At 69.4% G+C, this 21,553-nt stretch carries 15 protein-coding genes; 8 read left to right on the top strand and 7 right to left on the bottom strand.

Annotated elements, in window-relative coordinates; genetic code table 11:
* Positions 1-65 precede the first annotated feature (65 nt).
* The 4 genes from AW272_RS15980 to AW272_RS15995 all read left to right on the top strand — a co-directional run bounded on the left by AW272_RS15980 (position 66) and on the right by AW272_RS15995 (position 4,527).
* The gene (locus AW272_RS15980; protein WP_066365256.1) at positions 66-578 is read left to right on the top strand and encodes an AfsR/SARP family transcriptional regulator; all 513 of its coding nucleotides are present in this window, start codon (positions 66-68) and stop codon (positions 576-578) included.
* A gap of 84 nt (positions 579-662) precedes the next feature.
* The gene (hflX, locus tag AW272_RS15985; RefSeq protein ID WP_245657569.1) at positions 663-2,060 is read left to right on the top strand and encodes a GTPase HflX; all 1,398 of its coding nucleotides are present in this window, start codon (positions 663-665) and stop codon (positions 2,058-2,060) included.
* Positions 2,061-2,478: 418 nt separating this feature from the next.
* On the top strand, positions 2,479-3,687 hold the full coding sequence (gene hutI, locus AW272_RS15990; RefSeq protein WP_066365259.1) for an imidazolonepropionase: 1,209 nt from the start codon (positions 2,479-2,481) through the stop codon (positions 3,685-3,687).
* Positions 3,688-4,527 carry a DegV family protein gene (locus tag AW272_RS15995; protein ID WP_066365260.1) on the top strand — a complete coding sequence of 280 codons (840 nt, stop codon included), beginning with the start codon at positions 3,688-3,690 and terminating at the stop codon, positions 4,525-4,527.
* 823 nt (positions 4,528-5,350) lie between these two features.
* Here AW272_RS15995 and AW272_RS16000 read toward each other — a convergent pair.
* The gene (locus AW272_RS16000) at positions 5,351-5,917 is read right to left on the bottom strand and encodes an isochorismatase family protein (protein ID WP_066365261.1); all 567 of its coding nucleotides are present in this window, start codon (positions 5,915-5,917) and stop codon (positions 5,351-5,353) included.
* Between the two features lie 651 nt (positions 5,918-6,568).
* Here AW272_RS16000 and AW272_RS16005 point away from each other — a divergent pair.
* From AW272_RS16005 to AW272_RS16020, 4 genes are all read left to right on the top strand, one after another.
* Positions 6,569-7,366, top strand: coding sequence for a ComEA family DNA-binding protein (locus AW272_RS16005; protein WP_083958397.1), 798 nt, complete (start codon positions 6,569-6,571; stop codon positions 7,364-7,366).
* 666 nt (positions 7,367-8,032) lie between these two features.
* Positions 8,033-10,378: a DNA internalization-related competence protein ComEC/Rec2 gene (locus AW272_RS16010; RefSeq protein ID WP_083958363.1), complete on the top strand. Its 2,346-nt coding sequence runs from the start codon at positions 8,033-8,035 to the stop codon at positions 10,376-10,378.
* A 17-nt stretch (positions 10,379-10,395) separates the two neighbouring features.
* Complete coding sequence (holA, locus tag AW272_RS16015) at positions 10,396-11,358, top strand: DNA polymerase III subunit delta (protein ID WP_066365270.1); 963 nt, start codon at positions 10,396-10,398, stop codon at positions 11,356-11,358.
* 571 nt (positions 11,359-11,929) lie between these two features.
* Complete coding sequence (locus AW272_RS16020; RefSeq protein ID WP_066365271.1) at positions 11,930-12,451, top strand: HAD domain-containing protein; 522 nt, start codon at positions 11,930-11,932, stop codon at positions 12,449-12,451.
* On the opposite strand, the gene AW272_RS16025 is transcribed toward AW272_RS16020, so the two are convergent.
* The 6 genes from AW272_RS16025 to AW272_RS16050 all read right to left on the bottom strand — a co-directional run bounded on the left by AW272_RS16025 (position 12,381) and on the right by AW272_RS16050 (position 21,480).
* Entirely contained in the window at positions 12,381-13,067 is a 687-nt protein-coding gene (locus tag AW272_RS16025) for an ABC transporter ATP-binding protein (RefSeq protein WP_066365273.1), read from the bottom strand. The two genes, AW272_RS16020 and AW272_RS16025, sit on opposite strands and share 71 nt — an antisense overlap.
* Positions 13,064-13,987: an ABC transporter ATP-binding protein gene (locus AW272_RS16030; protein ID WP_066365274.1), complete on the bottom strand. Its 924-nt coding sequence runs from the start codon at positions 13,985-13,987 to the stop codon at positions 13,064-13,066. Before AW272_RS16030 ends, AW272_RS16025 begins: the two co-directional genes overlap by 4 nt.
* A complete protein-coding gene (locus tag AW272_RS16035) occupies positions 13,984-16,656 on the bottom strand; it encodes an ABC transporter permease family protein (protein WP_066365275.1) in 2,673 nt (890 codons plus the stop codon). Before AW272_RS16035 ends, AW272_RS16030 begins: the two co-directional genes overlap by 4 nt.
* Entirely contained in the window at positions 16,657-19,881 is a 3,225-nt protein-coding gene (locus AW272_RS16040; RefSeq protein ID WP_066365277.1) for an FtsX-like permease family protein, read from the bottom strand. It lies immediately after the preceding gene.
* Positions 19,882-20,110: 229 nt separating this feature from the next.
* Positions 20,111-20,380, bottom strand: a complete 270-nt coding sequence (gene rpsT, locus AW272_RS16045) for a 30S ribosomal protein S20 (protein WP_066365280.1) — start codon at positions 20,378-20,380, stop codon at positions 20,111-20,113.
* A gap of 92 nt (positions 20,381-20,472) precedes the next feature.
* Positions 20,473-21,480, bottom strand: coding sequence for a glycoside hydrolase family 18 protein (locus tag AW272_RS16050; protein ID WP_066365283.1), 1,008 nt, complete (start codon positions 21,478-21,480; stop codon positions 20,473-20,475).
* Between the last annotated feature and the right edge of the window lie 73 nt (positions 21,481-21,553).

The raw sequence follows: 21,553 nt of genomic DNA on the forward strand, positions 1-21,553 counted from the left end.
GCGAAGGGGTTTGCGGTGGGACTGGGGGTGACTAGTGGCCCACTAGTGGTCGTACTGTGACGCTCATGGACGTTCGGGACGCCGACGGACGCCAGGTCGAGATCGGCACTCCCAAGCAGCGTGCCGTGCTCGCCATGCTCGCGATCGAACTTGGCCGGGTGGTCTCCCTCGACCGGCTGATCGACGAACTCTGGTCGGGCGAGGCGCCGTCGCGTGCGACCGGAACGCTCCAGGCGTACATCTCCCAGCTCAGACGGCCCTCGACTCATCCCGCGCCGCGCCCAGGGCCGCAGCGCCGAGGTAATCCCCGAACTGGTCGAGTACGCCTCCCGCCCCGACATGACCCCGCTTGGCTGTACGGGAGGCTCAAGCCGTACAGCGAGAGAATCGTGGTGAGCGGGACGGGCACGGCCGCGCTCGGCAGCACCCACCTCCCCCTGGCCCGGCTGGCCCGCGCGATGGGCGACCACGACCTGGCCAGGCGGCACGCCGAGGCCGCGCTGACCCTCCACGAACGCCTCGGTCTGGCCCACTGGGCGGGGGAGAGTCGTACGATCCTCACCGAGCTGGGAGCTTAACGTGATGCGCGGGATTCCCGTGTCATGCCACCATCGATGGGAAGACACGGTGGTGTCGCATTGTTAACAAGGGAAATGACATATATGACTAACGAGCCCGAAGACATCGGCGATTACGAACTCGAAGAGCGTCAGGCGCTACGGAGGGTCGCGGGTCTTTCGACAGAGCTCGAAGATGTCACCGAAGTCGAATACCGCCAGCTCCGTCTGGAGCGGGTCGTGCTGATCGGGGTGTGGACCTCCGGCACCGCCTTCGACGCCGAGAACTCCCTCCAGGAACTCAAGCTGCTGTCCGAGACGGCCGGCTCCGAGGTCCTCGAAGGCCTCATGCAGCGGCGTGACAAGCCCGACCCCGCCACCTACATCGGTTCCGGCAAGGCCGTCGAACTGCGCGACATCGTCGCCTCGACCGGCGCCGACACCGTGATCTGCGACGGTGAGCTGAGCCCCGGCCAGCTCCGCCAGCTCGAAGAGATCGTCAAGGTCAAGGTGATCGACCGCACCGCCCTGATCCTCGACATCTTCGCCCAGCACGCCAAGAGCCGCGAGGGCAAGGCCCAGGTCGAACTGGCCCAGCTCTCCTACCTCCTGCCGCGCCTGCGAGGCTGGGGTGGCAACCTGTCCCGTCAGGTCGGCGGCCGCGCCGCCGGCGGCGTCGGCATCGGTGGCCGCGGCCCCGGTGAGACGAAGATCGAGCTTGACCGCCGCCGCATCCGCGAGCGCATGTCCAAGCTCCGCCGCCAGATCAAGGAGATGTCCACCGCCCGCGACACCAAGCGCAGCCGTCGTCAGCGCCGGGAGGTCCCGGCCGTCGCGATCGCCGGCTATACCAACGCCGGCAAGTCGTCGCTCCTGAACCGTCTGACGGGTGCGGGTGTGCTGGTCGAGGACTCCCTGTTCGCCACGCTCGATCCGACGGTACGCCGCGCGCGCACGCCCGAAGGCCGCCTGTTCACCCTGGCCGACACGGTGGGCTTCGTGCGCCACCTGCCCCACCAGCTCGTCGAGGCGTTCCGCTCGACCCTGGAGGAGGTCGGCGACGCCGACCTGATCCTCCACGTGGTCGACGGCTCCCACCCCGACCCCGAGTCGCAGCTCGCGGCGGTCCGCGAGGTCTTCTCGGAGATCGAGGGCGCCCGCGACATCCCCGAGATCGTCGTGATCAACAAGGCCGACGCCGCCAGCCGCGAGGTGCTCGACCGCCTGACGCTGCGCGAGCGCCACAGCATCGTGGTCAGCGCCCGCACCGGCCAGGGCATCAGCGAGCTGATGGACCTCATCGAACAGGAGCTCCCGCACCTCGACCACGAGATCCACATGCTCATCCCCTACGACCGGGGCGACCTGGTGGCACGGGCCCACAAGGAGGGCGAGGTCCTGTCGGTCGACCACACGGGCGAGGGCACGGTCCTGCACGCCCGCGTCCCGTCGGCTCTGCTCCACGAACTCGACCGCGTGGCCAAGCCGGTAGAAACCGTCTAATTTCGTACCTTTTCCGTAAATTGGCAGGAAAGCGGCGGTAGCTAGCAAGCTTCGCCGTTGGTACGATATGCCGAACTCACGGCGACATTCGTGGTGAGTACCGTTACGCGTGGGGGACGCGCGCTTTACCGGGCCCAACCAGGGGGAATGGGCTCCGGCGTGACAGGAGAGCAGGACGGGCCAACCGGATGCCCAGGAGGCGAACCGGCGTTCTTCTCAATAACCCTGTACAGCGAGCCGACCTGTGAAATAACGTAACTGGACTGAAATCGCCGAGGTGACCCCCCCGGCGATTGGTCCATCGCACAACCCGGTGCGCGATGAGAGCAGGAGACCCCCCAATGACGTCCGGACACGTAGCGGACCCAGCGGGTCCAGCGGTGACGACGTCATTGGCGTCCTCATTGGTGGTGGTCGGATGACCGTTCGGCTGCTCACGAACATCGGCCGTCTCTGGACCGGCCACGATGTCTGCAGCAACGCCTCAATCCTCGTCCACAACGACCGAATCGCCTGGGTGGGCCGTGCGGCCGACCTGCCGCAGTCGGTCCCCGGAGTCGTCGACGACATCACCGACGTCGACCAAGTGGAGAACCTGGGCGGCGCCCTGGTCACCCCCGGCCTCATCGACGCGCACACCCACCCCGTCTACGCGGGCAACCGGTACGCGGAACTCGCGATGCGGTCCGGCGGCTCCTCGGCCTCCGCGATCACCGCCGCCGGTGGCGGCATCGGCTCCACCGTCACCGTCACCCGCGGCACCGACCCCTGGACACTGTGCAACGGCGTCCGGGAACGACTGCGTGAATGGCTCCTCAGCGGCACCACGACCGTCGAGGCCAAGACGGGCTACCACCTGACGCGCGACGGCGAACTCGCCGACGTGCGCCTTCTCCGTGAGCTGGAGAAGGAACCGATGATGCCGCGTGTCCACGTGACGTTCATGGCGGCTCACGTCGTACCGCCCGAATACTTCGGCCGCCAGCGCGACTACGTCGAGGCGGTGGCCGCATGGTGCGGCGACGCCGCCGCGGCCGGCGCCGACTCGGTCGACGTCTACTGCGACGACGGCCACTTCTCCACCGAAGAGGCCCGCTGGGTGCTCGCCTCCGGCCGGAACGTCGGCCTGCTGCCGCGCGTCCACGCCGGCGCCTACGCCAAGCGCGGCGCGGTGCAACTCGCGGCCGAGATGGGCTGCGCCTCCGCCGACCTGCTGCACCACGTGACCGACGAGGACATCGCCCTGATGGCCCGCTACGGCGTGCCCGCGGTCGTCTGCCCCGGCACCGCGCTCCAGCAGGGCTCGCTGCCCCCGGTCCGTCGCCTGCTCTCGCAGCACGTGCCGGTCGCGCTCGGGAGTGACCACAACCCCGGGCACTGCGGCATCACGTCCATGTCCCTCGTCATCAGCCTCGCCGTCGCCGCCTTCGGAATGAGCGTCGGCGACGCCCTCCGCGCCGCGACCCTAGGCGGAGCGCAGGTGCTGGGCGCCCCCGACCGGGGGATCCTGGCGCCCGGACGCCTCGCCGACATCGTTCAGTGGGACGCCGACCACGAGGGCGCCTTCGCCTGGGCCTTCGGACTGAAGCCGCGCCGCGTCTGGCGTGGCGGCGTGCCCGTGCAGTAGATGACGGTCGCCGTCGTCACCGATTCGACCGCCTACCTCCCGCCTGGGGAGGCCTCCCGGTACGGGATCTCCGTGGTGCCGGTGACCGTTGTCATCGGCGGACAGGAGTTTCTGGACGGTGCCCAGATCTCCCCTGAGGCGGTTCTGGGGGCTCTACGAGGTCCTGGGGCGGTGACCACCTCCCGTCCTGCTCCCTCGCGGTTCGCGGACGTCTACGAGGCTGCGGCTGCTCGTGGGGCCACTGAGGTGGTGTCCATGCATCTGTCTGGGGCCATGTCGGGGACGGTGGAGGCGGCGCGACTGGCCGCCCAGTCGGCCTCCGTGCCTGTCGAGGTGGTCGACAGCCGGTCCGTGGGGATGGGGCTCGGGTTCTCGGTGCTCGCCGCGGCCGTTTCCGCCGCCCGGGGGGATTCGCTTTCCGCTGTGGTGTCGTCGGCTCGGTGGTGCGCTTATGGGACGCGGTCGTTCTTCTACGTCGACACGCTGGAGTATCTGCGGCGGAGCGGGCGGATCGGGGCTGCTGCGAACCTGTTCGGGACGGCGCTCGCTGTGAAGCCGTTGTTGTATGTGAACAACGGGGCTGTTTCTCTTCTTGAGAAGGTGCGAACCGCTTCGCGGGCGCTTTCGCGGCTGGAGGACCTGGCCGTGGTGGCGGCGGGGTCGGAGTTCGTGAACGTGGGGGTGCAGCATATGGGGGCTGCTGAACGGGCAGAGGGGCTGGTCGGGCGGTTGCGGGGGCGGGTGCCCAAGCTGAGTGAGGTCTGGGTGGGGGAGATCGGGGCGGCTATCGGGGTCCATACGGGGCCCGGGGTGGTGGGGGTTACGGTGTCGCCGGCTTGAGCGGGGTGTCGTGGCCGCTTTCAGCAGCTGACAGGCCTGGTTGGCGGCAGCTGGGTATTCGCACGACTCACGGATGGTGAGTTCGATGCTCTGAACGTTTTCGCGCCCTGCGTCTATGGGTACTCGACCTTTCCGCGCGAGATGGATATTCAACGCAGGTGAGGTGCATTCATCGGGCCTGCTTGTGGAGGATCATTTTCGTGTCGACATTTTCGCGTCGACGGAGAGCAGTCCGTCTCGGCTTTCCCGTCGGCGGGGGTGCGACCGTCTCGCGTGTGGGGGAACCCACGGCGCGGTTCGGCTGGAGGGCAGAGCGAGAGGGACCAGTCGCGCGTGTGCGCGAGCACGATGACCTGCTTGACACGGCCAGGGCTGTGGCCGAATCATCCCCGGCGCGCGCGGAGAACACCTGATAGCGGAGCGGTCTCATCCGCCGGCCCGGGACACTCCCCTCGCGGGGCACTCAACACCAGGTAAGTGCCCCACACGGCCGGGACCATCCTCACGCGCAGAGAGTGCATCGGGCTCGGTCACACGGAACGCGCTAGGGACAATCCCTGCCGTGGTGGGTGGAAGACGACAGGTGCGCGCGGACCATCTCCCCGTGGGTAGGGAGCCTGGCGATCCCCGGATCCTGGAGACCTGCGCCCGGATCATCCCCGCGTGTCCGGAGAACCCAAGGTCTAAGCGCGACGCCGAATCACCAAGAAGATCATCCCCGTGTGTGCGGAGAGAACTCTCGATGACCTGCGGATTTATCTGCCGCGCACTCCCGTCTTGGGCGCTTCACAGGTTCCGGCACTCGGCACTGCCTCTGTTTCGATCACTTCTCTTCGGTCTGGGTGAAGGTCACTTCGGCTGCGTCGACGACGGCTGCTTCGCGGCCGGGGGCGGACTGGAACTTCCAGTACAGGTTCGTGTGGGCGATGACCTGGTCGACCGGCGGGGCGCCGTAGGCGGTGAGGTCTTCGGTTGTGTGGGCGTCGCTGACGAGGGTGACGTCGTAGCCGCGGGTGAAGGCGCCGTGCATGGTGGAGCGGATGCATGCGTCGGTTTGGGCGCCAGTGACGATCACGCGGCCCACGCCGCGTTCGGCGAGCAGCGATTCCAGGTCGGTGTCCTCGAACGAGTCACCGTAGAGCTTGTGGACCAGGGGCTCGGAGGGTTCCCGGATCAGCTCGGGGACGTACTCCCAGATCTCGCTGCCGTATTTGAGACCGTCGTCCGAGTGCTGGACCCAGACGACCGGCGCTTCTTCCACGCGGGCCTTGCCGATCAGGGTGTTGATGTTGGCGATCACCTCGTCGCGGCGGAACGCGTCGCCCACCACGCCGTTCTGCACATCGATGATGAGTAGCGCGGTGTTCGGACGGTTGGGCAGAGTCGTCATGGGACCTCCTGATGCTCCGTATGAGCGGTGGCGCACACGCGGTTTGGGGGCAGTCTGGCCGGGCTTCTGTAGCTGGCACGGCACGTATCCACCCTAGGACGGGCCACCGACAAAAATCGGACGCGGCCGTCGAGGCCGGCCCTCTGTTGGAGAGGCGCGGACGGTGGCAGCTGTCATCAGGCCTCCGTCGGGCCGCCACGGTCATCGGGTCTCGGCAGGGCTGCCATACCTCTTTCGAGGAGATGATTCGAGCCGGTGCCGGTCCATGAGCATGCCTACTGACGACTGTCTGACCAGGATTGGGGTGACCCAGGTGATCATCCTCCCAGCCTTGGTCGCCTGATGGTGGCAGTCCGTGCTTCGGGCCGATTTGATGGGGTTTCTCCGCCGCCACAGCTAAGGCTTTATTCGGGGTTGTGGAATCACAGGTGAGGAAAACGGGAGCATAAAGTCCGGGTTGGCTCTGGATTTCGGCATTTGCTCTGCGTGGGTTATCCACAGAATCGCGTTGCATGTCAGCGGGATCATCGAGCCAGGCTTTACCTTCTCGGGGTGCGTAGCAGGGAGCGGGATAGTCGCCAGGCGGTGGCGCAGGCGCGTCTCAATCAGATCGTCGATCGGCCGCCGCCTTCTTTCGGGGTCGATCAGCCCATGCCGAAATACCCGGTGCAGTCGGAGTCCAGGGTGCCGAGGCCGGCACGCCCTCACGGGCGCGCTCCTTACCGGGCCGAGCCGTCACGGGATCTCCAGGACGGCGCGTCGCCGTTCTCAACTGGTGGCGTTCCGCCTTCGTTCGGTAAGGCGCCGCCGCTACCCAGGTGGCCGCTCCCCGAGGAAGACGAACTGGGCGACGATATCGACGGTCCGCTCGATCCCGGTCGCCGGGGCATCAAGGGGCTGATCGTGGTGGGCATCGTGGCGGCTCTGGTCGCGGTGGCCATCGCGATCTGGACGCGTCCACGCGAGGAACCGCTGGCACCTCCCGCCCCTGTGGCGGGGTCGTCAGTGGCTCCGAGCCCGTCGAAGTCGGCTCCCGCCGGCGAGGTGACGATCTACGTGACCGGCAAGGTCAGGCGTCCGGGAGTGATCGCGCTGCCCTTGGGCTCACGTGTGGTCGACGCGATCATGGCGGCGGGCGGGCTGAAGCAGGGCGCCGATCCCGGAGGGCTCAACCTCGCCCGCCGGGTGATCGACGGCGAACAGATCGCGGTGGGAGAACCCGGTTCGGCGGCCCCGCCGTCCGCAGTCACGGAGTCCGGCGTGGTCAGCCTCAACTCGGCCACCGCCGATCAGCTCGACCAGTTACCCGGCGTGGGCGAGGTGCTGGCGCAACGGATCGTCGAATACCGGGACACCAACGGAGGGTTCCAGAGCATCGAGCAGCTACGCGAAGTGGAGGGGATCGGCGAGGCGAAATTCGCCGACCTGAAGGACCAGGTGACGCTCTGACAAGCCGAACCATCGCCTCAAGGGCTGGATCGAGTCTCCCAGACTCGCGTTGAGCGCTCGTCGGCGACCGCGCGCCCGGGCGCCACACTTCGGCAGCACCCTCATCACGATTCGCCGTATCGGTACCGAGGACAAACGGCCGACCTCATGTGTGAGGGACCGGAGGTGCCTCGTGCGGTGGTGGCCTCAAGCGGTGGGTCTGTTAGGGCGAGCGGCTCTGGTGGGATGGCTCGGCCTGATTCCTTCCCACGCGGTGGCGGCCAGGTGCGGGCAGCCGAGGAACCGCGATCAACTCATGACAAGTGACTTGCGATCGCGATAGCCGGTGCTCGCGCGGACCTCGATCTGCTGGGTCGCGTTCGTCTCGTGCGGCGAGCGCCGTCGCTTGACGAGCGGAGTTGTCTGCGGCCATGGCCCGCTTAGTAGACAGCGGTTCGTTCGACGCACCGGACCCGGGTCGAACAGTGAGTTGGCATCTGGGCCCCGAGGTTTTCGCAGAGGCTCGGTTCCGGGGCGGGCATGCGCCACCGGCGCCGCTCTGTGGGGGTGTGGGAGGTGTCGGCTTTGGCTCAGTGAAGTGAAGGGAGTTCCAGTGAGTTGCCGGGTCTGCCGGGTTCAGGGGTGGCGATTGGTTGCTCTCTCGTTGAGCGGTCAGGTCGGTCTCTGATGAGCAGTCGGATGGGCGGGCTCAAGCTGGGTGATGAGCTGAAAGCTCGCGTCCAGCGGCGGAGGGATCGGTACCGTCCCAAGCGGCCGAGCAGCGACGACGAGGTCATCGCTCCGCCCGCCAACGTCTGGCAGGGTCACTCCGTCGAGTTGGTCGCCCCGGTCGTGGTCGGCTGGCTGGCCGCGCTCCTCCTGGTCGGGCTCCCGGCCTGGGCGTCGTTCCTCGCCGCAGGTGTCTTCTGTCTGGTCGCTCTGGCCAGGAAGAGGGTGCTGGTCGCGATCGCCATCGCAGGTTGTGCGGTGTCGGTCGTCGTCGGGATCAAGGTCCACGGCGTCACCTCGGGTCCGCTGGCGCAGATGGCCGAGAAGAACGCCACGGTCTCGGCCGAGTTGGTCATCTCCACAGACCCGAGGGTCAAAGAAGACCTCGTCTTCGTCGAGGCCCGGGTCGTCGCCGTCGATCGGCTCAGGCTCGACGCCCCCGTGCTCGTCTTCGCCCGTGGCGACACCTGGTCAACTCTGCTCCCCAGCCAACACGTCAAGGTCTCCGGCCGTCTCGGCGAAGCCGAACCGGGAGAGTTGCTCGCGGCCGTGTTCATGGCCCGAGGCGACCCGGAAATCCTCACCCCACCGTCGACCTCACATGGACTCGCGGGCGTCATCAGGGCCGGTCTCCGCGAGGCCAGCTCAGTGCTCGGCCCGGCCGAGCGCGGCCTACTGCCAGGGCTGGTCGTCGGTGATGTCACCAACCTCAGCGAAGACGTCAAAGCCGACTTCAAAACCGCCGGGCTGTCACATTTGACGGCAGTCAGCGGGGCGAATTTGGCCATCATGGGTGGCGCGGTCCTGCTGTTGGGCCGGGCCGTCGGGCTGACGCTCGTCTGGCGGGCCGTGCTCGTCGTGGTCGCCATGGTCGCGTTCGCGTTCGTCGCCCGGTTCTCGCCCAGTGTGCTGCGGGCCCTCGTCATGGGAACGGTCGCCGCGCTCGCCCTCGGCACCGGACGGCAACGGGACGGCGTCTCCGCCCTCTCGGTGGCCGTGCTGCTGTTGCTGCTGTTCAACCCGGGGCTGGCCAGGGAATACGGCTTCGCCCTCTCGGTGTGCGCCACCGCCGGCATCATCCTGCTCGCGCCGCTCTGGCGAGATCGGATGGCCACCCGGATGCCCCTCTGGTGCGCGGAGGCGCTGGCGGTGCCGGCGGCGGCGCAGGTGGCGGTCACGCCGGTGCTGGTGCTCATGTCGGGGCAGATCGGGCTCGTCGCCATCCCCGCCAACCTGTTCGCCGGGCCGGCCGTCGCTCCGGCCACGATCGTCGGGTTCATCGCCGCGATCACCGCACCGATCAGCATGGACCTCGCCCAGCTCGTCACCCGCCCGGCCGGGCTCGCCGTCGGGTGGATCATCCTGGTCGCCGACCGTGCGGCCGACGTACCGGCCGCGACCATCGGCTGGCCGGGGGGCCTGGCAGGGGTCGCGTTACTCGTACCGATCGGAATCGCCCTGTGGCATCGAGGGGCCAGGCGCGTCAGTCTCGCCGTCGCGGCGGGGGTGCTGGTCGCGACGCTCGTGGCGGGGCCGGTGGTGTCGGGGTGGCCGCCGAGTGGGTGGCTCATGGTCATGTGTGACGTCGGGCAGGGGGATGCGATCGTGCTCAACGCGGGTGACGGGAAGGGCATCGTCGTGGACGCGGGACCGGAGCCCGACCTCGTCGACGCCTGTCTCGACCGCTTGGAGATCGAGGCGGTGCCGTTGCTCGTGCTGACCCATCCTCACGCCGACCACACCGGCGGCCTCACCGGGGTCTTACGCGACCGGCAGGTGGGGGCGGTCGTGGTCAGTCCGCGAAGGGTCGTCAATCCGGAGTTGGCCGCGCGGCGGGTCCCCGAATGGGTCGTCACGCCGGGCACCACGTGGAAGTTCGGCGATCTCGTCGTCACCGTCGTCGCGCCCGCGCCGGACGCGCCGCCCAAGGGGGCGGGGGAGGGGTCGGTGCTGAACAACGCCAGCGTGGTGCTCCATGCCAAGTGGCCGGAGACGTCGGCGCTGCTCGCGGGTGACCTGGAGACCGAGGCGGAGTCCGCTCTCGTACGGAGTCTCCCCCAAGCCGACATCCTGAAAGTCCCCCACCACGGAAGTGCTCGGCAGGACCCCGCCTTCCTGGCCGCCGCCCGCTCCCGGCTGGCGCTGATCAGCGTGGGCGACGGCAACGACTACGGCCATCCGGCGGCATCGACGGTCACCACGCTGACCATGCTCGGCAACCGGATCCACCGCACTGACCTCCAGGGCGACATCGCGGTCGTGACCAGGGAGGGAACGCTGGCCGTGGTCGCGCGGGGGCCGTGATGTGGCATGCTGCCGGGATGGGGAACGCGCCGGTGACGCTCGTGTCGGGTGACGAGGAACTGCTCGCCGACCGGGCGGTCGCGTCGGTCGTCTCGGCCGTACGTGTCGCGGAGCCCAACGCCGAAGTCCATGACCTCACCGGCGGGAAGGTAGAGCCCGGCGAGCTGACTCGGTTGATGTCGCCCTCGCTGTTCGGCGACCGTGCGGTCGTGGTGATCCGCAACGCCCAGGACCTGACGAAAGACGTCGTCACCGAGACGGTCAGATACGCCGCCCATCCTTCCGACGACATGACCCTCATCCTGGTCCATCCGGGCGGGGTGAAGGGCAAGGCGCTGGTCGACGGGCTGAAGAAGTCCGGCGCGCAGGTGGTCACGGTCACCAAGCTCACCAAGGCGGGCGAACGCATCGACTTCATCCGCAACGAGTTCCGCAGTCTCGGCCGTACGATCGCGCCCGCCGCCGCCCACGCCCTGCTCGACGCGGTCGGCAGCGACCTGCGCGAACTGGCGGCGGCCTGCAGCCAGCTGGCCTTCGACACCCAGGAGAAGACGGTCGGTGAGGCCGCCGTGGCCCGCTACCACCGGGGCCGGGCCGAGGTGAGCGGCTTCAACGTCGCCGACATGGCGATCGAGGGCAAACTCGCCGAAGCCCTGGAGCAACTGCGCTGGGCCCTGTCGACCGGCGTGGCCCCGGTGCTGATCGTCAGCGCCCTGGCAGGCGGCCTGCGCGGCCTCGGGAAGGTGTCGGGCGCCCCCAGGAACGCCAACGAGAACCAGCTCGCGGGCCGTCTGGGCATGCCCCCCTGGAAGATCCGCAACGCCCGCCGCCAGCTGAACGGATGGGGCCCGGAAGGTCTGACCCGGGCGATCCAGGCGGTGGCGTCGGCAGACGAACAGGTCAAGGGTGGCGGCACCGACGCGGCCTACGCGTTGGAGAACACCGTCCAGACCATCGTCCGCAGCCGAAACGGCCGCTGACGCCCGGCAGCAGCCGCGGGCGAGACGGGAACGATCTCCGACGTATGACCGCCTGACCGAACATGGCTGGATGCTGATCAGCTGAGGGCCGTCTCCTACTCTCTTCGGACCTTCCATGCAGGCAAGACCCGGACATGCCGCAGTGTCCGATCAAGGTGGTCGACTCGACCTGGGACGGCCGCTGACGGTTCCACCGCCAAGTCGCCGGCCTACTCAGGGCGGACCCTGCGATCAGCGGGGGAAGACCTGAGTGACTGCCGACGCATCTCGGACCTCCAGGCCGACGGAGGGGAGAGGGAACGGCGGTGGACGCCGTTCGGGTTCCGGTTGTTGTCCGGACCCGAGGGGTCGCGAGGACCTGCTGTTTTCGATGGGGGTACGCCGACCAGCATCCGGAGGTGTTCGGGGGACGCTCGGGCGGTACCCCTGGTCAACATCGGCGGTGTGACCATCATGCGCGGCGGTGCCGAGATCCGCTCAGCCGAGAAGGGTCACGCCCGAAAGGCCATTGACGGCCCGCGCTTCAGGTCACAATGGCCGGCACTCGCGATTTGCCGCGTATGCTCCGGAAATGCCCGGCGATCTGCCGATTCTCTTTCTGGACGTAGATGGCCCGCTCATCCCCTTCGGGAGTCAGCACGCCACGAGGAACGCCCATGTCCTCTCAGGCGTGAGCCCGTTGCTCGCCCGGCTCGACCCCGCCCTGGGCCCCAAGCTCGCCGCCCTCCCGTGCGAACTCGTCTGGGCCACCACCTGGACCTCCCACGCCAACGACGTCATCGCGCCCATCCTCGGCCTTCCCGATCTCCCCTACGTCGACTGGTCCGACGCCGACGAATGGGGGGAACTCCACTGGAAGACCCGGCACCTGGTCGCGTGGACCGAAGGCCGCCCCTTCGTCTGGGTGGACGACGAGATGACCGACGTCGACGTCACCTGGGTGGCCCGCCACCACGACGCCGAGGCCCTGCTTCTCAAGGTCAACCCCGAACACGGTCTCACCGACGCCGATCTCGACGTCATCAGGACGTGGCTGGCTCCACCTCGAGAAAGACACCGTCCCGTAGCTCCAGAACCCGGTCCGCCAGGGTGATCAGGCTCGGGTCGTGGGTCGCCACCACCGCGGTGACCCCCTCACTCCGCACCAGAGCGCGGATGAGCTGCATGATCTGCCGGGCCGTCTGAGAGTCGAGCTGCCCCGTGGGCTCGTCCGCGATCAGCAGCTTCGGCCGGTTCGCCAGCGACCGCGCGATCGCCACCCGCTGCTGCTGACCGCCCGACAGCTCGTAGGGCCGCTGGTTGGCGTGCGCCTCCAGCCCGACCAGGGCGAGCAGCGCTTTGACGCGTTCGTCCCGCTCGGCGGGGGCCGTCCGGCTCAGCCGCATCGGCACGCCGACGTTCTCCGCGGCCGACAGCACCGGGATGAGGCCGAACGACTGGAAGACGAACCCGACCACGTCTCGCCGCAGGGCCAGCAGGCCCGCCTCGGGAAGCGAGGTCACCTCTTTCCCGTCGACGACGACCCGGCCCTCCGTGGGGGCGTCGAGGCCGCCGAGCAGGTTCAGCAGGGTCGTCTTGCCCGACCCCGACCGGCCCCGGACGGCGATCAGTTCGCCGGGGAAGGCCTCGAAGGACACGCCGCGCAGCGCCTCGACTCCGCGCGGGTAGACCTTGCGCAGGCCGTCCACCACCACCAGTGGTTCGCTCATTCGCCGTTCTCCTCACCAGCGCCGGCCGGCCACACCCCGATGTGGTCGCGCTCGAGTTCGAGCCGTACGCGCCGCTCCATCTCCAGCGCGTTCGTGAAGTCACGGGGGAGCTGCAGGCGGCCCACCCGGTCGAGGACCGCGTACTCCTCGGCGATCACGTCGCCGTCTTCGGACGTGCGGCGCAGCGTCTCGCTGGAGGTCCGGCCGTCGCGGATGCCTACCGTGCGGTCGACCTGCTCCGACACCAGGGGGTCGTGGGTCACGATCACGGCGGTCACGCCCAGTTCCCGGTTGGCCCGCCGCAGCGCGCCGAACACCTCTTCGGAGGTGTCGCTGTCGAGTTCGCCCGTGGGCTCGTCGGCCAGGATCACCTCGGGGGAGTTGGCCAGAGCGACCGCGATGGCGACCCGCTGCTGCTCGCCGCCGGACATCTGGCCCGGCCGCCGGGGCGCGCAGTCGGCCACGCCGAGCAGTTCCAGCAGTTCGTCGGCGCGGTCGCGACCGGCCTTCTTGCCGGCCAGTTTCATCGGCAGCATGACGTTCTCGCGCGCGGTCAGATAGGGGAGCAGGTTGCGCGCGGTCTGCTGCCAGATGAAGCCGACCACCGAGCGCCGGTAGTGCAGCCGGTCCTTGGCCGTCATCGACAGCAGGTCCATCCCGGCCACCCGCGCCAGCCCGGCGGTGGGGATGTCCAGGCCCGAGAGCACGTTAAGCAGGGTCGACTTGCCCGAGCCCGACGCCCCCACGATGGCGATCAGCTCGCCCTTCTCGATCAGGAGGTCGAGGCCCTGGAGGGCGACCACTTCCACGCCCTCGGTCTTGTAGATGCGGACCAGGTTGTCGCACAGGATGTGGGCGTGCTCGCCGAACGCGGGCTTGTGCCGCGTCGCCTGGGCCTCCAGATCGGACAGTGTGGTCATGAGGATTCCCCCACTCGGAGTGCGGTGGTCACGCGGCGGCCGGCGGTCGCGTGGGCGAAGGCGCCGAGGATGGAGACGGCGGCCAGCCCTGCCGCCAGCAGGGCGGGCGTGGTGAAGGTCAGCGGGAAGTCGGTGACGGTCAGGCCCGCGAACGCCGACAGGTCGAGTCCGGGGCCGAGCACCAGGGGCAGTGTCAGGCCGAGCGCGAGACCGGCCACGGCGGTCAGGACGATCAGCGGAGCCACCTCCAGCACGGTCAGCGTGCGGGCCTGCTGCTGGGACAGACCCAGCGTACGCAGGAACGACAGCGCCTTGGTGCGGTCGGCGGCACCGATGACCAGGGCCACGATCACCGCGACCAGTGCGTAGACGCCCATGGCCAGGGTCGCGATGGTGAAGGCGACCGTGATGGCGCCGGCCAGCGGGGCGTTCTGGACGTCGGTCAGCGAGGTCGCGTAGGTCTCGATCTCCGTGTCGGAAAGGCCCACCGTGCGCTCCAGGGTCGCGCGGTCGACGTCGCCGTCGATGAGAAGCATGTTCGTGTACGTCCGCAGCCCCGCCCGCTTCGGCCCGTCGAACGGCATCACGATGAGGTTGTCATTGGGGAACGACAACCCGGGAAGCTCGTCGAGCCGGCCCATGTTGCGGAGCTTCATCCGGGTGTGCCACCCGATCTCGAGCTCCGTGTACGGCGTCAGCGTCTTCGACATCAACGCCGGGATGCCGAGTCCACGAGGGGCATCGGGCACCGTCAGCGGCGAGTCGGCGACGAGTTCGCGGTAGTCCTTCAGGTCGATGGAGACCACGGTGGCCCGGAGCCCGCCGACCTCGACCTGGACGTTGCCCTTGCCGGCCCGCACCACCGAGTTCACCCCGGGCAGCGCCTCGACCCTGGCGACCACGTCCTCGGGGATCTCGGCGGACCTTTCGACCCGGGCGGACGCGCCGACGTCCTGCCAGGCGGCCCGGCTCTGCGTGTCGGAGATCGCGCCCGACACCAGCGCCCCGAACACCGACACGGCCAGCGCGGGCAGCAGGATCAGCACCGGCAGCGCCGCCCCGCCGCGCGACCGGGCGGCCAGCGTGAGGCCGAGGAACGGGACCGCCCCCGGACGCCGTCCGGCGATCTTCGTGAACAGCTTCAGCGGCAGGGGGTAGAGCCGCAGGGTCAGGATCCCGGCCGCCAGGGCGAGCCCGGCGGGCGCCAGCATCAGCAACGGGTCGGCGCCCAGCTCTTGGGCGTCGCTCGCCACTCCCCGCGTGCGCAGCAGGTAGGCCCCGCCCGCGCCGAGCAGCACCACGAGGAACTCCAGGGCGATGCGGCGGGGAGAGGGGCGTACCGACACGAGATCTGAACGGGCGTCCTTCAGGGGACGCCGATGCGCCAGCGCGAGCCGGCCGGTCGCGAACAGGATCGTCGTCAGGCTCAGCACGACCGGGACGAGGTGCCCGAGCAGCGACGACGGGCCGGTCACCAGGTAGGACAGGCCGTAGCCGAGCAGGGCGGCGGGCGCCACGCCCAGCGCGATCACCCCGACCCCGGTCCTGACGACCTGGCCGAGGGAGGCGCCGCGGGCGCGTACCAGGGAAAGGGCCGTGCGCATCCGCTCGGTGAGCAACTGGACGGCGAGGGCCAGCACCCCGATCGACACCACCGCGAGCCCGCCGAGCAGCAGGTAGAGCAGGGTCTCGGCGGTGCGCAGCACGGTCAGGAAGTTGGTCAGGACCAGATCGAGACCGGTCTCGAGGCCGAAGCGCAGGTCGAACGGGCTGCCGGCGCGGCCCCCCGACAGGTCGGTCAGGATCCGCTTGTAGTCGTCGACCTGGGCGACCATCGCCTTCACGTCGGCGGAGCTGACCGTGTCGCGGTTCAGCCCGTAGACCCACGAGTAGCCGAGCTCGCGCCGCTCGTCGAGGCTCGCCAGGCCCTCGTCGCTCACCAGGCCCGTGGTCAGCCACTCGCTCTCGGTGTCCCCGGGGATCGGCCGGATGACCGCGCGGGTGACCTCGTAGTTGTGCTCCCAGAACCGGTCGGCGCGGTCGGTGACCTCGTAGATTCCGGTGACGCGGGCCACGACCGGGTAGCTGTTGCCGAGGAGCAGGGTCGCGCCGACCTTGATGTTCATCTTGTCGCGGGCCTCGGCGACGAGCCCGATCTCGATCACTTTCAGGTCCCGCAGTTCGGGTTGCCCCGGCACCCGGGCGAGCGTCGACGAGGGGCCGGGCGGCGTGCCCTCGACCCACTTCACCCGGTTCGCCGCGCCGGGCAGCCAGGCGAAGTCGACGTACTCGTGGGAGGGCCCCGTGGAGCCGTCGAGACGGATGTCGACCGGGGTGCCGTTGGTCTTGGCGGAGAAGTGGGAGGTGCCCTGACCGAGCGGGACGACGACCTTGCGGAGGTTCGGCGGAAGGCTCCGGCCGAGCTCCGCATAGCGGGTCTCGAAGTCGCCCGGCTGGGAGACCAGCGACTCGGGCGCGTTCGGGCGCGCGGTCACGGCCAGGTCGGTCTGCTGGGCGGAGACGTCGCCGAGCATGCCGCGCACGGCCTCGTCGTAGGCCTTCTCGAACCCCCTCGGCAACGCCGCGAGCAGCAACGACGCCGACAGCGCCAGCAGCGCCAGCACCAGCGCGGCGGCCCGGTGCACCTTGACGAGCTGCCAGACGTTCACTCAGTCCTCCCCGATGCGCAGCGCGCGGCCGAGACCCTGGCGGCGGAGCGTGCGGGCCAGGCCCGCGACCACCGCGAACAGCAACAGCGCCACCGCCGCCAGCAGGGCGGTCGTCGCGCCCCACGGGATGTCCAGCAGCACCCCCGGCGTCACCGCGGTCGCCTGACCGGTGAGCACGATGTGCGGCACGACGAGGGTGGCCACGGCGACCGCGAGAGCCGTACCGCCCAGCAGGGAAAGGCCGATGATGAAGGTCTGCTCGACGGCGAGCAGCCCGAAGACCTGGTTGAAGCTCACCCCGAGCGCGCGCAGCAGCGCGAACTCGGTGGCGCGTTCGCGGGCCGCGACGGCCGCGTTGACGAGGAAGCCGAGCACCGCGAAGACCAGCGCCGCCGCGAAGCCCAGGATGAGCGCGCCCTGCAGGCCGCTGGCCAGCGGGTCGTCCTGGAGCTGGGTGGTCAGCGCGGCCCGCGAGACGATCGTCTGGTCCCATTCGAGGTGCCTGGCCATCTCCGCCTCGGCCCTCGGGCCGTCGGTGGCGAGCCACCACTCCGTGGCCTGGTGGGGGCTGTACGCCCCGGCCAGGTCCCGGGCCTGGACGGTCTCCAGATCGGCGAGCACGGCCGGCTGGTCGCCCTCGGTCCCCGGCATCGCGTCCAGGAAGGCGATCGGCGTGACCGGGGTCGGCGTGCCGTCGATCGCCATGGTCGTCGTCTTGCCGATCACGAGCTTGGCCTCGGCGGCCAGATCGGCGGTGACCGCGACGGGCAGCGTCGGCGGGGCCGCCGGACTGGGCGCCAGCGCGAAGTGCTCCGACTCGACCGGGACGTCGGCGGGGTGCGCGACCGGCTGGTCGGTCTTCAGCGTCAGGAACCCGCCGGGGGTGACGGCCGGTTTGCCCAGGTTCTGCTTGCCGCGCTGCGCGACCGTCCAGGACGGCGTGGCCAGCGCGGTCCCCGCGTCGGTGGTGACCGCGTCGACGGCCACCGTGATCGGCGTCCCCACGGGCGGGATCGGCACGTCGAGCAGCACGCCCTCGATCGTCAGCGGGTAGGCGATCGTGCCGGCGCGCCCGGCCAGCGTCTTCAGGTCGGCGGTGAGCTGGTGGGCCCGGCCGTCGGGGGTGAGCAGACCGGTCCGCGCCTCGGCGCGGGTGCCGAGGCTGTCGCGGACCACCAGGCGCAGCGCCAGGCCCGTGTAGCCGTCCGAGCGGGCCGGGTCGTCGAGCGTGAGCCGGACCCCCAGCTTCAGCGCGGCGGGCTCGCCGGGCACCTCGATCGAGGCGGCGTCGGGGCGGGACGATGAGAGCTCGCCCGCGAGTTCCGGCACGGTCAGCGCGGTCAGGTCGGGGCGCAGGTGCAGCAGCCCGTCGAGGCGGCCCGCGTCGGCGGCCAGGAACACCGCGTCGTCGTCGCCCGTCTCGATCGTGCCCCGGTAGACCGGGCTGATCCTGGTGACGCCCGGCAGCGCGGCGTAGGTGCCCGCTCGTCCGAGCGAGCCGAGTTCGGTGCCCGCGACCGGCCCGGCGACCCGCAGGTCGGCGGCGGCGATGTGGCGGGCCTGGTCGAGCTGGGAGCCGCGCCAGGTCGCTGCGGTCGCGATCGACACGACGCCGATCGCGATGGCCATGGTCAGCAGCAGCACCGGCCCCGAATAACGCAGCGGGCGGCGGCTGACCTGCCAGGCGCCCAGCGCCGGCGCGAGACTGGACCTGCGGCTCGTCCACCGTTCGGCGATGCCCGAGACGATAGGGACGAGCCGCAGGCCCAGCATGCCCCCGCACAGAAGGGCCAGTGCCGGTCCCGTCACGATCAGCGGGTCGATACCGAGCCCGCCGCTCGACGTGGACGTGACCGGAGCGCCGTACCTCTGGAGCTGCCAGACCGCGATGGCCGCGACGACGAGCAGGACCAGGTCGCCACCGGCGCGCTGGATGATGCCCTGCTTGTCACCGCGTCCACGCGAAGACTGTTCTTCTATGTACGTCCGCCGCGCCCCCCGCAACGCCGGCAGCGCCAGCAGCACCGCACACGCGATCGCGACCCCCGCCGCGATCAGGAAGGTCGACAGATCGGGCGTGGGAGTGAGCCGCACCCCGGTCGCCTGCAACCACGGCAGCGACCCGATGAGCGTCAGCACCGGCGGCGCCAGGAACGGCGCCACGATCGCGCACGGCAGCGCCACCAGCAGCGACTCGGCCCCCGCCAGCAGCCCGAGGCGCAGCGACCCGGCGCCGCGCGAGCGCAGCAGCGCCACTTCCATCCGCCGGTGGTCGGCCAGCAGCCGCGCCGTCAGCATCAGCGCGTACGCCGCCAGCACCAGCAGCTGCAGCACCGGCACCAGCATCGTCGACCTGGCCACGAGCGCGGCCTGGTCGAGCTGGCCCAGCATCTCGGGCAGGTTGCTGTTCGCCGAGCAGGCCGAGCACTCCTTCTTGAGCTCGTTGTTCAGCCCCGCGACCGACTCGGCGAAGGGCCGCAGCTCCTCGCGCGGCAGGTTCCGCAGGTCGGGCACCGCGAACCAGGTCGCCGTCACGTTCGTCGCGAACCGCTGCACGAACGTCTCCGGCGCGGTCATCATCGGCCCGAACGTCGTGTAGTTGCGGATCTCCGAACCCCGCCGCAGCAGCTCGTCGCCGTTCCACCGGTCGCTGTAGGGGTCGTTCAGCTGGTAGATCCCGCTGACCAGCACGTCGACCGGCTTGGAGTCGAGCCGCCCCGTGATCGTGAAGGTCGCGCCGGTGGCCAGGTTCATCGTCTGCGCGGCCGGCTGCGACAGCGCGACCTGCACCGCGCCCGACGGCGAAGCGGTCGGCCAGGCTCCGGAGACGAGGTGGGCGTGCCGGTCGAAGTTCTGGTAGGTCGCGAACCGGGTCAGCTCGGGCTGCTCCAGCTTCTCCTGGCCCGGCATGGCGTAGGAGTCGGAGCGGATGCTGAGCGTGACGTCGGCGGGCACGTCACCGTAGGTCTTCGCGAGCTCGCCGCGGACGAGTGCGTCGCGCTCGGGATAGGTCTTCGCGTCGACCGGTGAGGTGACCCTGGCCGAGGTGGTCTTGATCGGGGCCGTCTCCATGGTCCGGCGCACACCGACCTCGGCGACGGTGCCGGCGTACATGATCAGCGCCACGAGCGACGTGGTGGCCAGCAGGATCGAGCCGAACGCGGCGACGAGGAGGAGCGGCTGGCTGAGAGCGCGCCGCAGGACCAGCGGAATACGCCCCCGCATGAACCGACTCCTTCGTTTTTGCCGATGTGCGGCACACGATAGGGGAGTCGGAACCCTTGACGACGGGTCAGGTGAGACGGTGACCTAGCCGGTACGCTGCGGCGATGCCAATGTGATATTAAAAACGTGACATATCACGGGTTGAATCGCGGCATCGGCCTCGGTAACGGCGGAAGCCGTGTCCCAAGGTTCTGGGACACGGCTTCCGGAAGCGTCGAGAACGCAGTGCCTAGCTGGCCGCGAGAGCGGCGGTGCGCTTGGCGATCGCCGACTTGCGGTTGGCGGCCTGGTTCTTGTGGATGACACCCTTGCTCACAGCCTTGTCGAGCTGACGGCTGGCCGCCAGCATCGCCGCGGTCGCCGCGGCGGCGTCGCCGGTCTCGGCGGCCTCACGGAACTTGCGGACGGCCGTCTTCAGGGACGACTTGACCGCCTTGTTACGCATCCGGGCCTTTTCGTTCTGCCGGTTACGCTTGATCTGGGACTTGATGTTCGCCACGAAGAAGCCTCAAAAATGAAGTCTGGGATGGTATGGGTCGCGCTGGCTCGATGAGAGGGCGTGCCATACGCAGTTCTCTAGGTTACCAGGCCTCAGTTCCCCGGGCGGACCCATGAGCTTTCGTACTCGCGCCAATCCTGCTCCGTGGCGGCGAAGTCGACGTACAGGGCGAGGCCCGTGTCCTTGCGCGGAGTCTCGCTGATCACCAGCCGCATCCCCTCCGCGGCCATCTCCACACTCTCGGCGTAGTCGCTCACGCCGACCTTGTGATCATGGTACGCAGGGGCTCCCATCAGCACATTCGTCGATTCGGGGGCCAGTTCGAAGGCCATCCGGGCCTGCCGGGCGACCCAGCCGCCGTAGACGGTCTGGAGGGGCGTCCAGGAGTCGTAGGTCATGACCGCGATCTGGTCGACCAGGTCGGCCACCGTCTTGAAATACGACTCCGACCAGTATTTTCCGTGCCCGACCACGACGTTCCAGCCGGTCAGCGTCCCGGGGAAGGGCTCGATCTGGTGGCTGGAGACGGAGATGCGCGCGTTCGGGATGGCCACCCGCGTCTCCTCGAGCAGTTTCAGGTACGCGGCGTCGCCGTCCAGGACCGGCTCGAAGTTGTAGTGCACCCCGTCGTAGCCGAGAGCGACGATCTCCTTGGCGCCCGCGATGATGTTGGCCCGGGTGGCCGGGTCGTCGAGGTCGAGGAACCCCTCGTCGTCCTCGTTGACCGTCTGCCCCAGCCACGGCAGCACCCGCACGCCGGGCAGCTGGGTGCGTGCCCAGTTCAGGAAATCTCGTGATTTGGGGTGCAGATTCGGATCGAGCCGCCCGTCGGGGCCGTAGGGCCCGCTGTGCACGAACAGATCCCGCATGTGGGTCAGCCGGGGTTTGAGCTCTTCAAGATCCTTCTCTGTACGCCGCCCGTCCACCCACATGTGCCCCATCCACAACGCGTCGTTCCCCGAGGAACGCGCCGTGGCCGAGGGAGTGCCCAGGTAGTCGAGCCGCAGAACGGCCATACCGGTCACCGCGAGCACCAGCGGAACAGCCACGACGATCAATAAGCCGAGCAGCGCACGGCGGCGCGTGGTCGAGGCAAGCATGGGGACATGCCACCATGGAGGGTGGCTGCCCCGCCAGCCGACGACCGCCTCAAACCCTGCTGAAACGGACCTC

Origin of the sequence: Herbidospora mongoliensis (assembly GCF_001570545.1) — a bacterium.
Taxonomy (GTDB): domain Bacteria; phylum Actinomycetota; class Actinomycetes; order Streptosporangiales; family Streptosporangiaceae; genus Herbidospora; species Herbidospora mongoliensis.

Excerpts from the sequence above, each read along its gene's own strand:
- AW272_RS15980 (WP_066365256.1), top strand. The coding sequence starts at position 66 with ATGGACGTTCGGGACGCCGACGGACGCCAGGTCGAGATCGGCACTCCC.
- hflX (WP_245657569.1), top strand. The coding sequence starts at position 663 with ATGACTAACGAGCCCGAAGACATCGGCGATTACGAACTCGAAGAGCGT.
- hutI (WP_066365259.1), top strand. The coding sequence starts at position 2,479 with ATGACCGTTCGGCTGCTCACGAACATCGGCCGTCTCTGGACCGGCCAC.
- AW272_RS15995 (WP_066365260.1), top strand. The coding sequence starts at position 3,688 with ATGACGGTCGCCGTCGTCACCGATTCGACCGCCTACCTCCCGCCTGGG.
- AW272_RS16000 (WP_066365261.1), bottom strand. The coding sequence starts at position 5,917 with ATGACGACTCTGCCCAACCGTCCGAACACCGCGCTACTCATCATCGAT.
- AW272_RS16005 (WP_083958397.1), top strand. The coding sequence starts at position 6,569 with ATGCCGAAATACCCGGTGCAGTCGGAGTCCAGGGTGCCGAGGCCGGCA.
- AW272_RS16010 (WP_083958363.1), top strand. The coding sequence starts at position 8,033 with ATGAGCAGTCGGATGGGCGGGCTCAAGCTGGGTGATGAGCTGAAAGCT.
- holA (WP_066365270.1), top strand. The coding sequence starts at position 10,396 with ATGGGGAACGCGCCGGTGACGCTCGTGTCGGGTGACGAGGAACTGCTC.
- AW272_RS16020 (WP_066365271.1), top strand. The coding sequence starts at position 11,930 with ATGCCCGGCGATCTGCCGATTCTCTTTCTGGACGTAGATGGCCCGCTC.
- AW272_RS16025 (WP_066365273.1), bottom strand. The coding sequence starts at position 13,067 with ATGAGCGAACCACTGGTGGTGGTGGACGGCCTGCGCAAGGTCTACCCG.
- AW272_RS16030 (WP_066365274.1), bottom strand. The coding sequence starts at position 13,987 with ATGACCACACTGTCCGATCTGGAGGCCCAGGCGACGCGGCACAAGCCC.
- AW272_RS16040 (WP_066365277.1), bottom strand. The coding sequence starts at position 19,881 with ATGCGGGGGCGTATTCCGCTGGTCCTGCGGCGCGCTCTCAGCCAGCCG.
- AW272_RS16050 (WP_066365283.1), bottom strand. The coding sequence starts at position 21,480 with ATGCTTGCCTCGACCACGCGCCGCCGTGCGCTGCTCGGCTTATTGATC.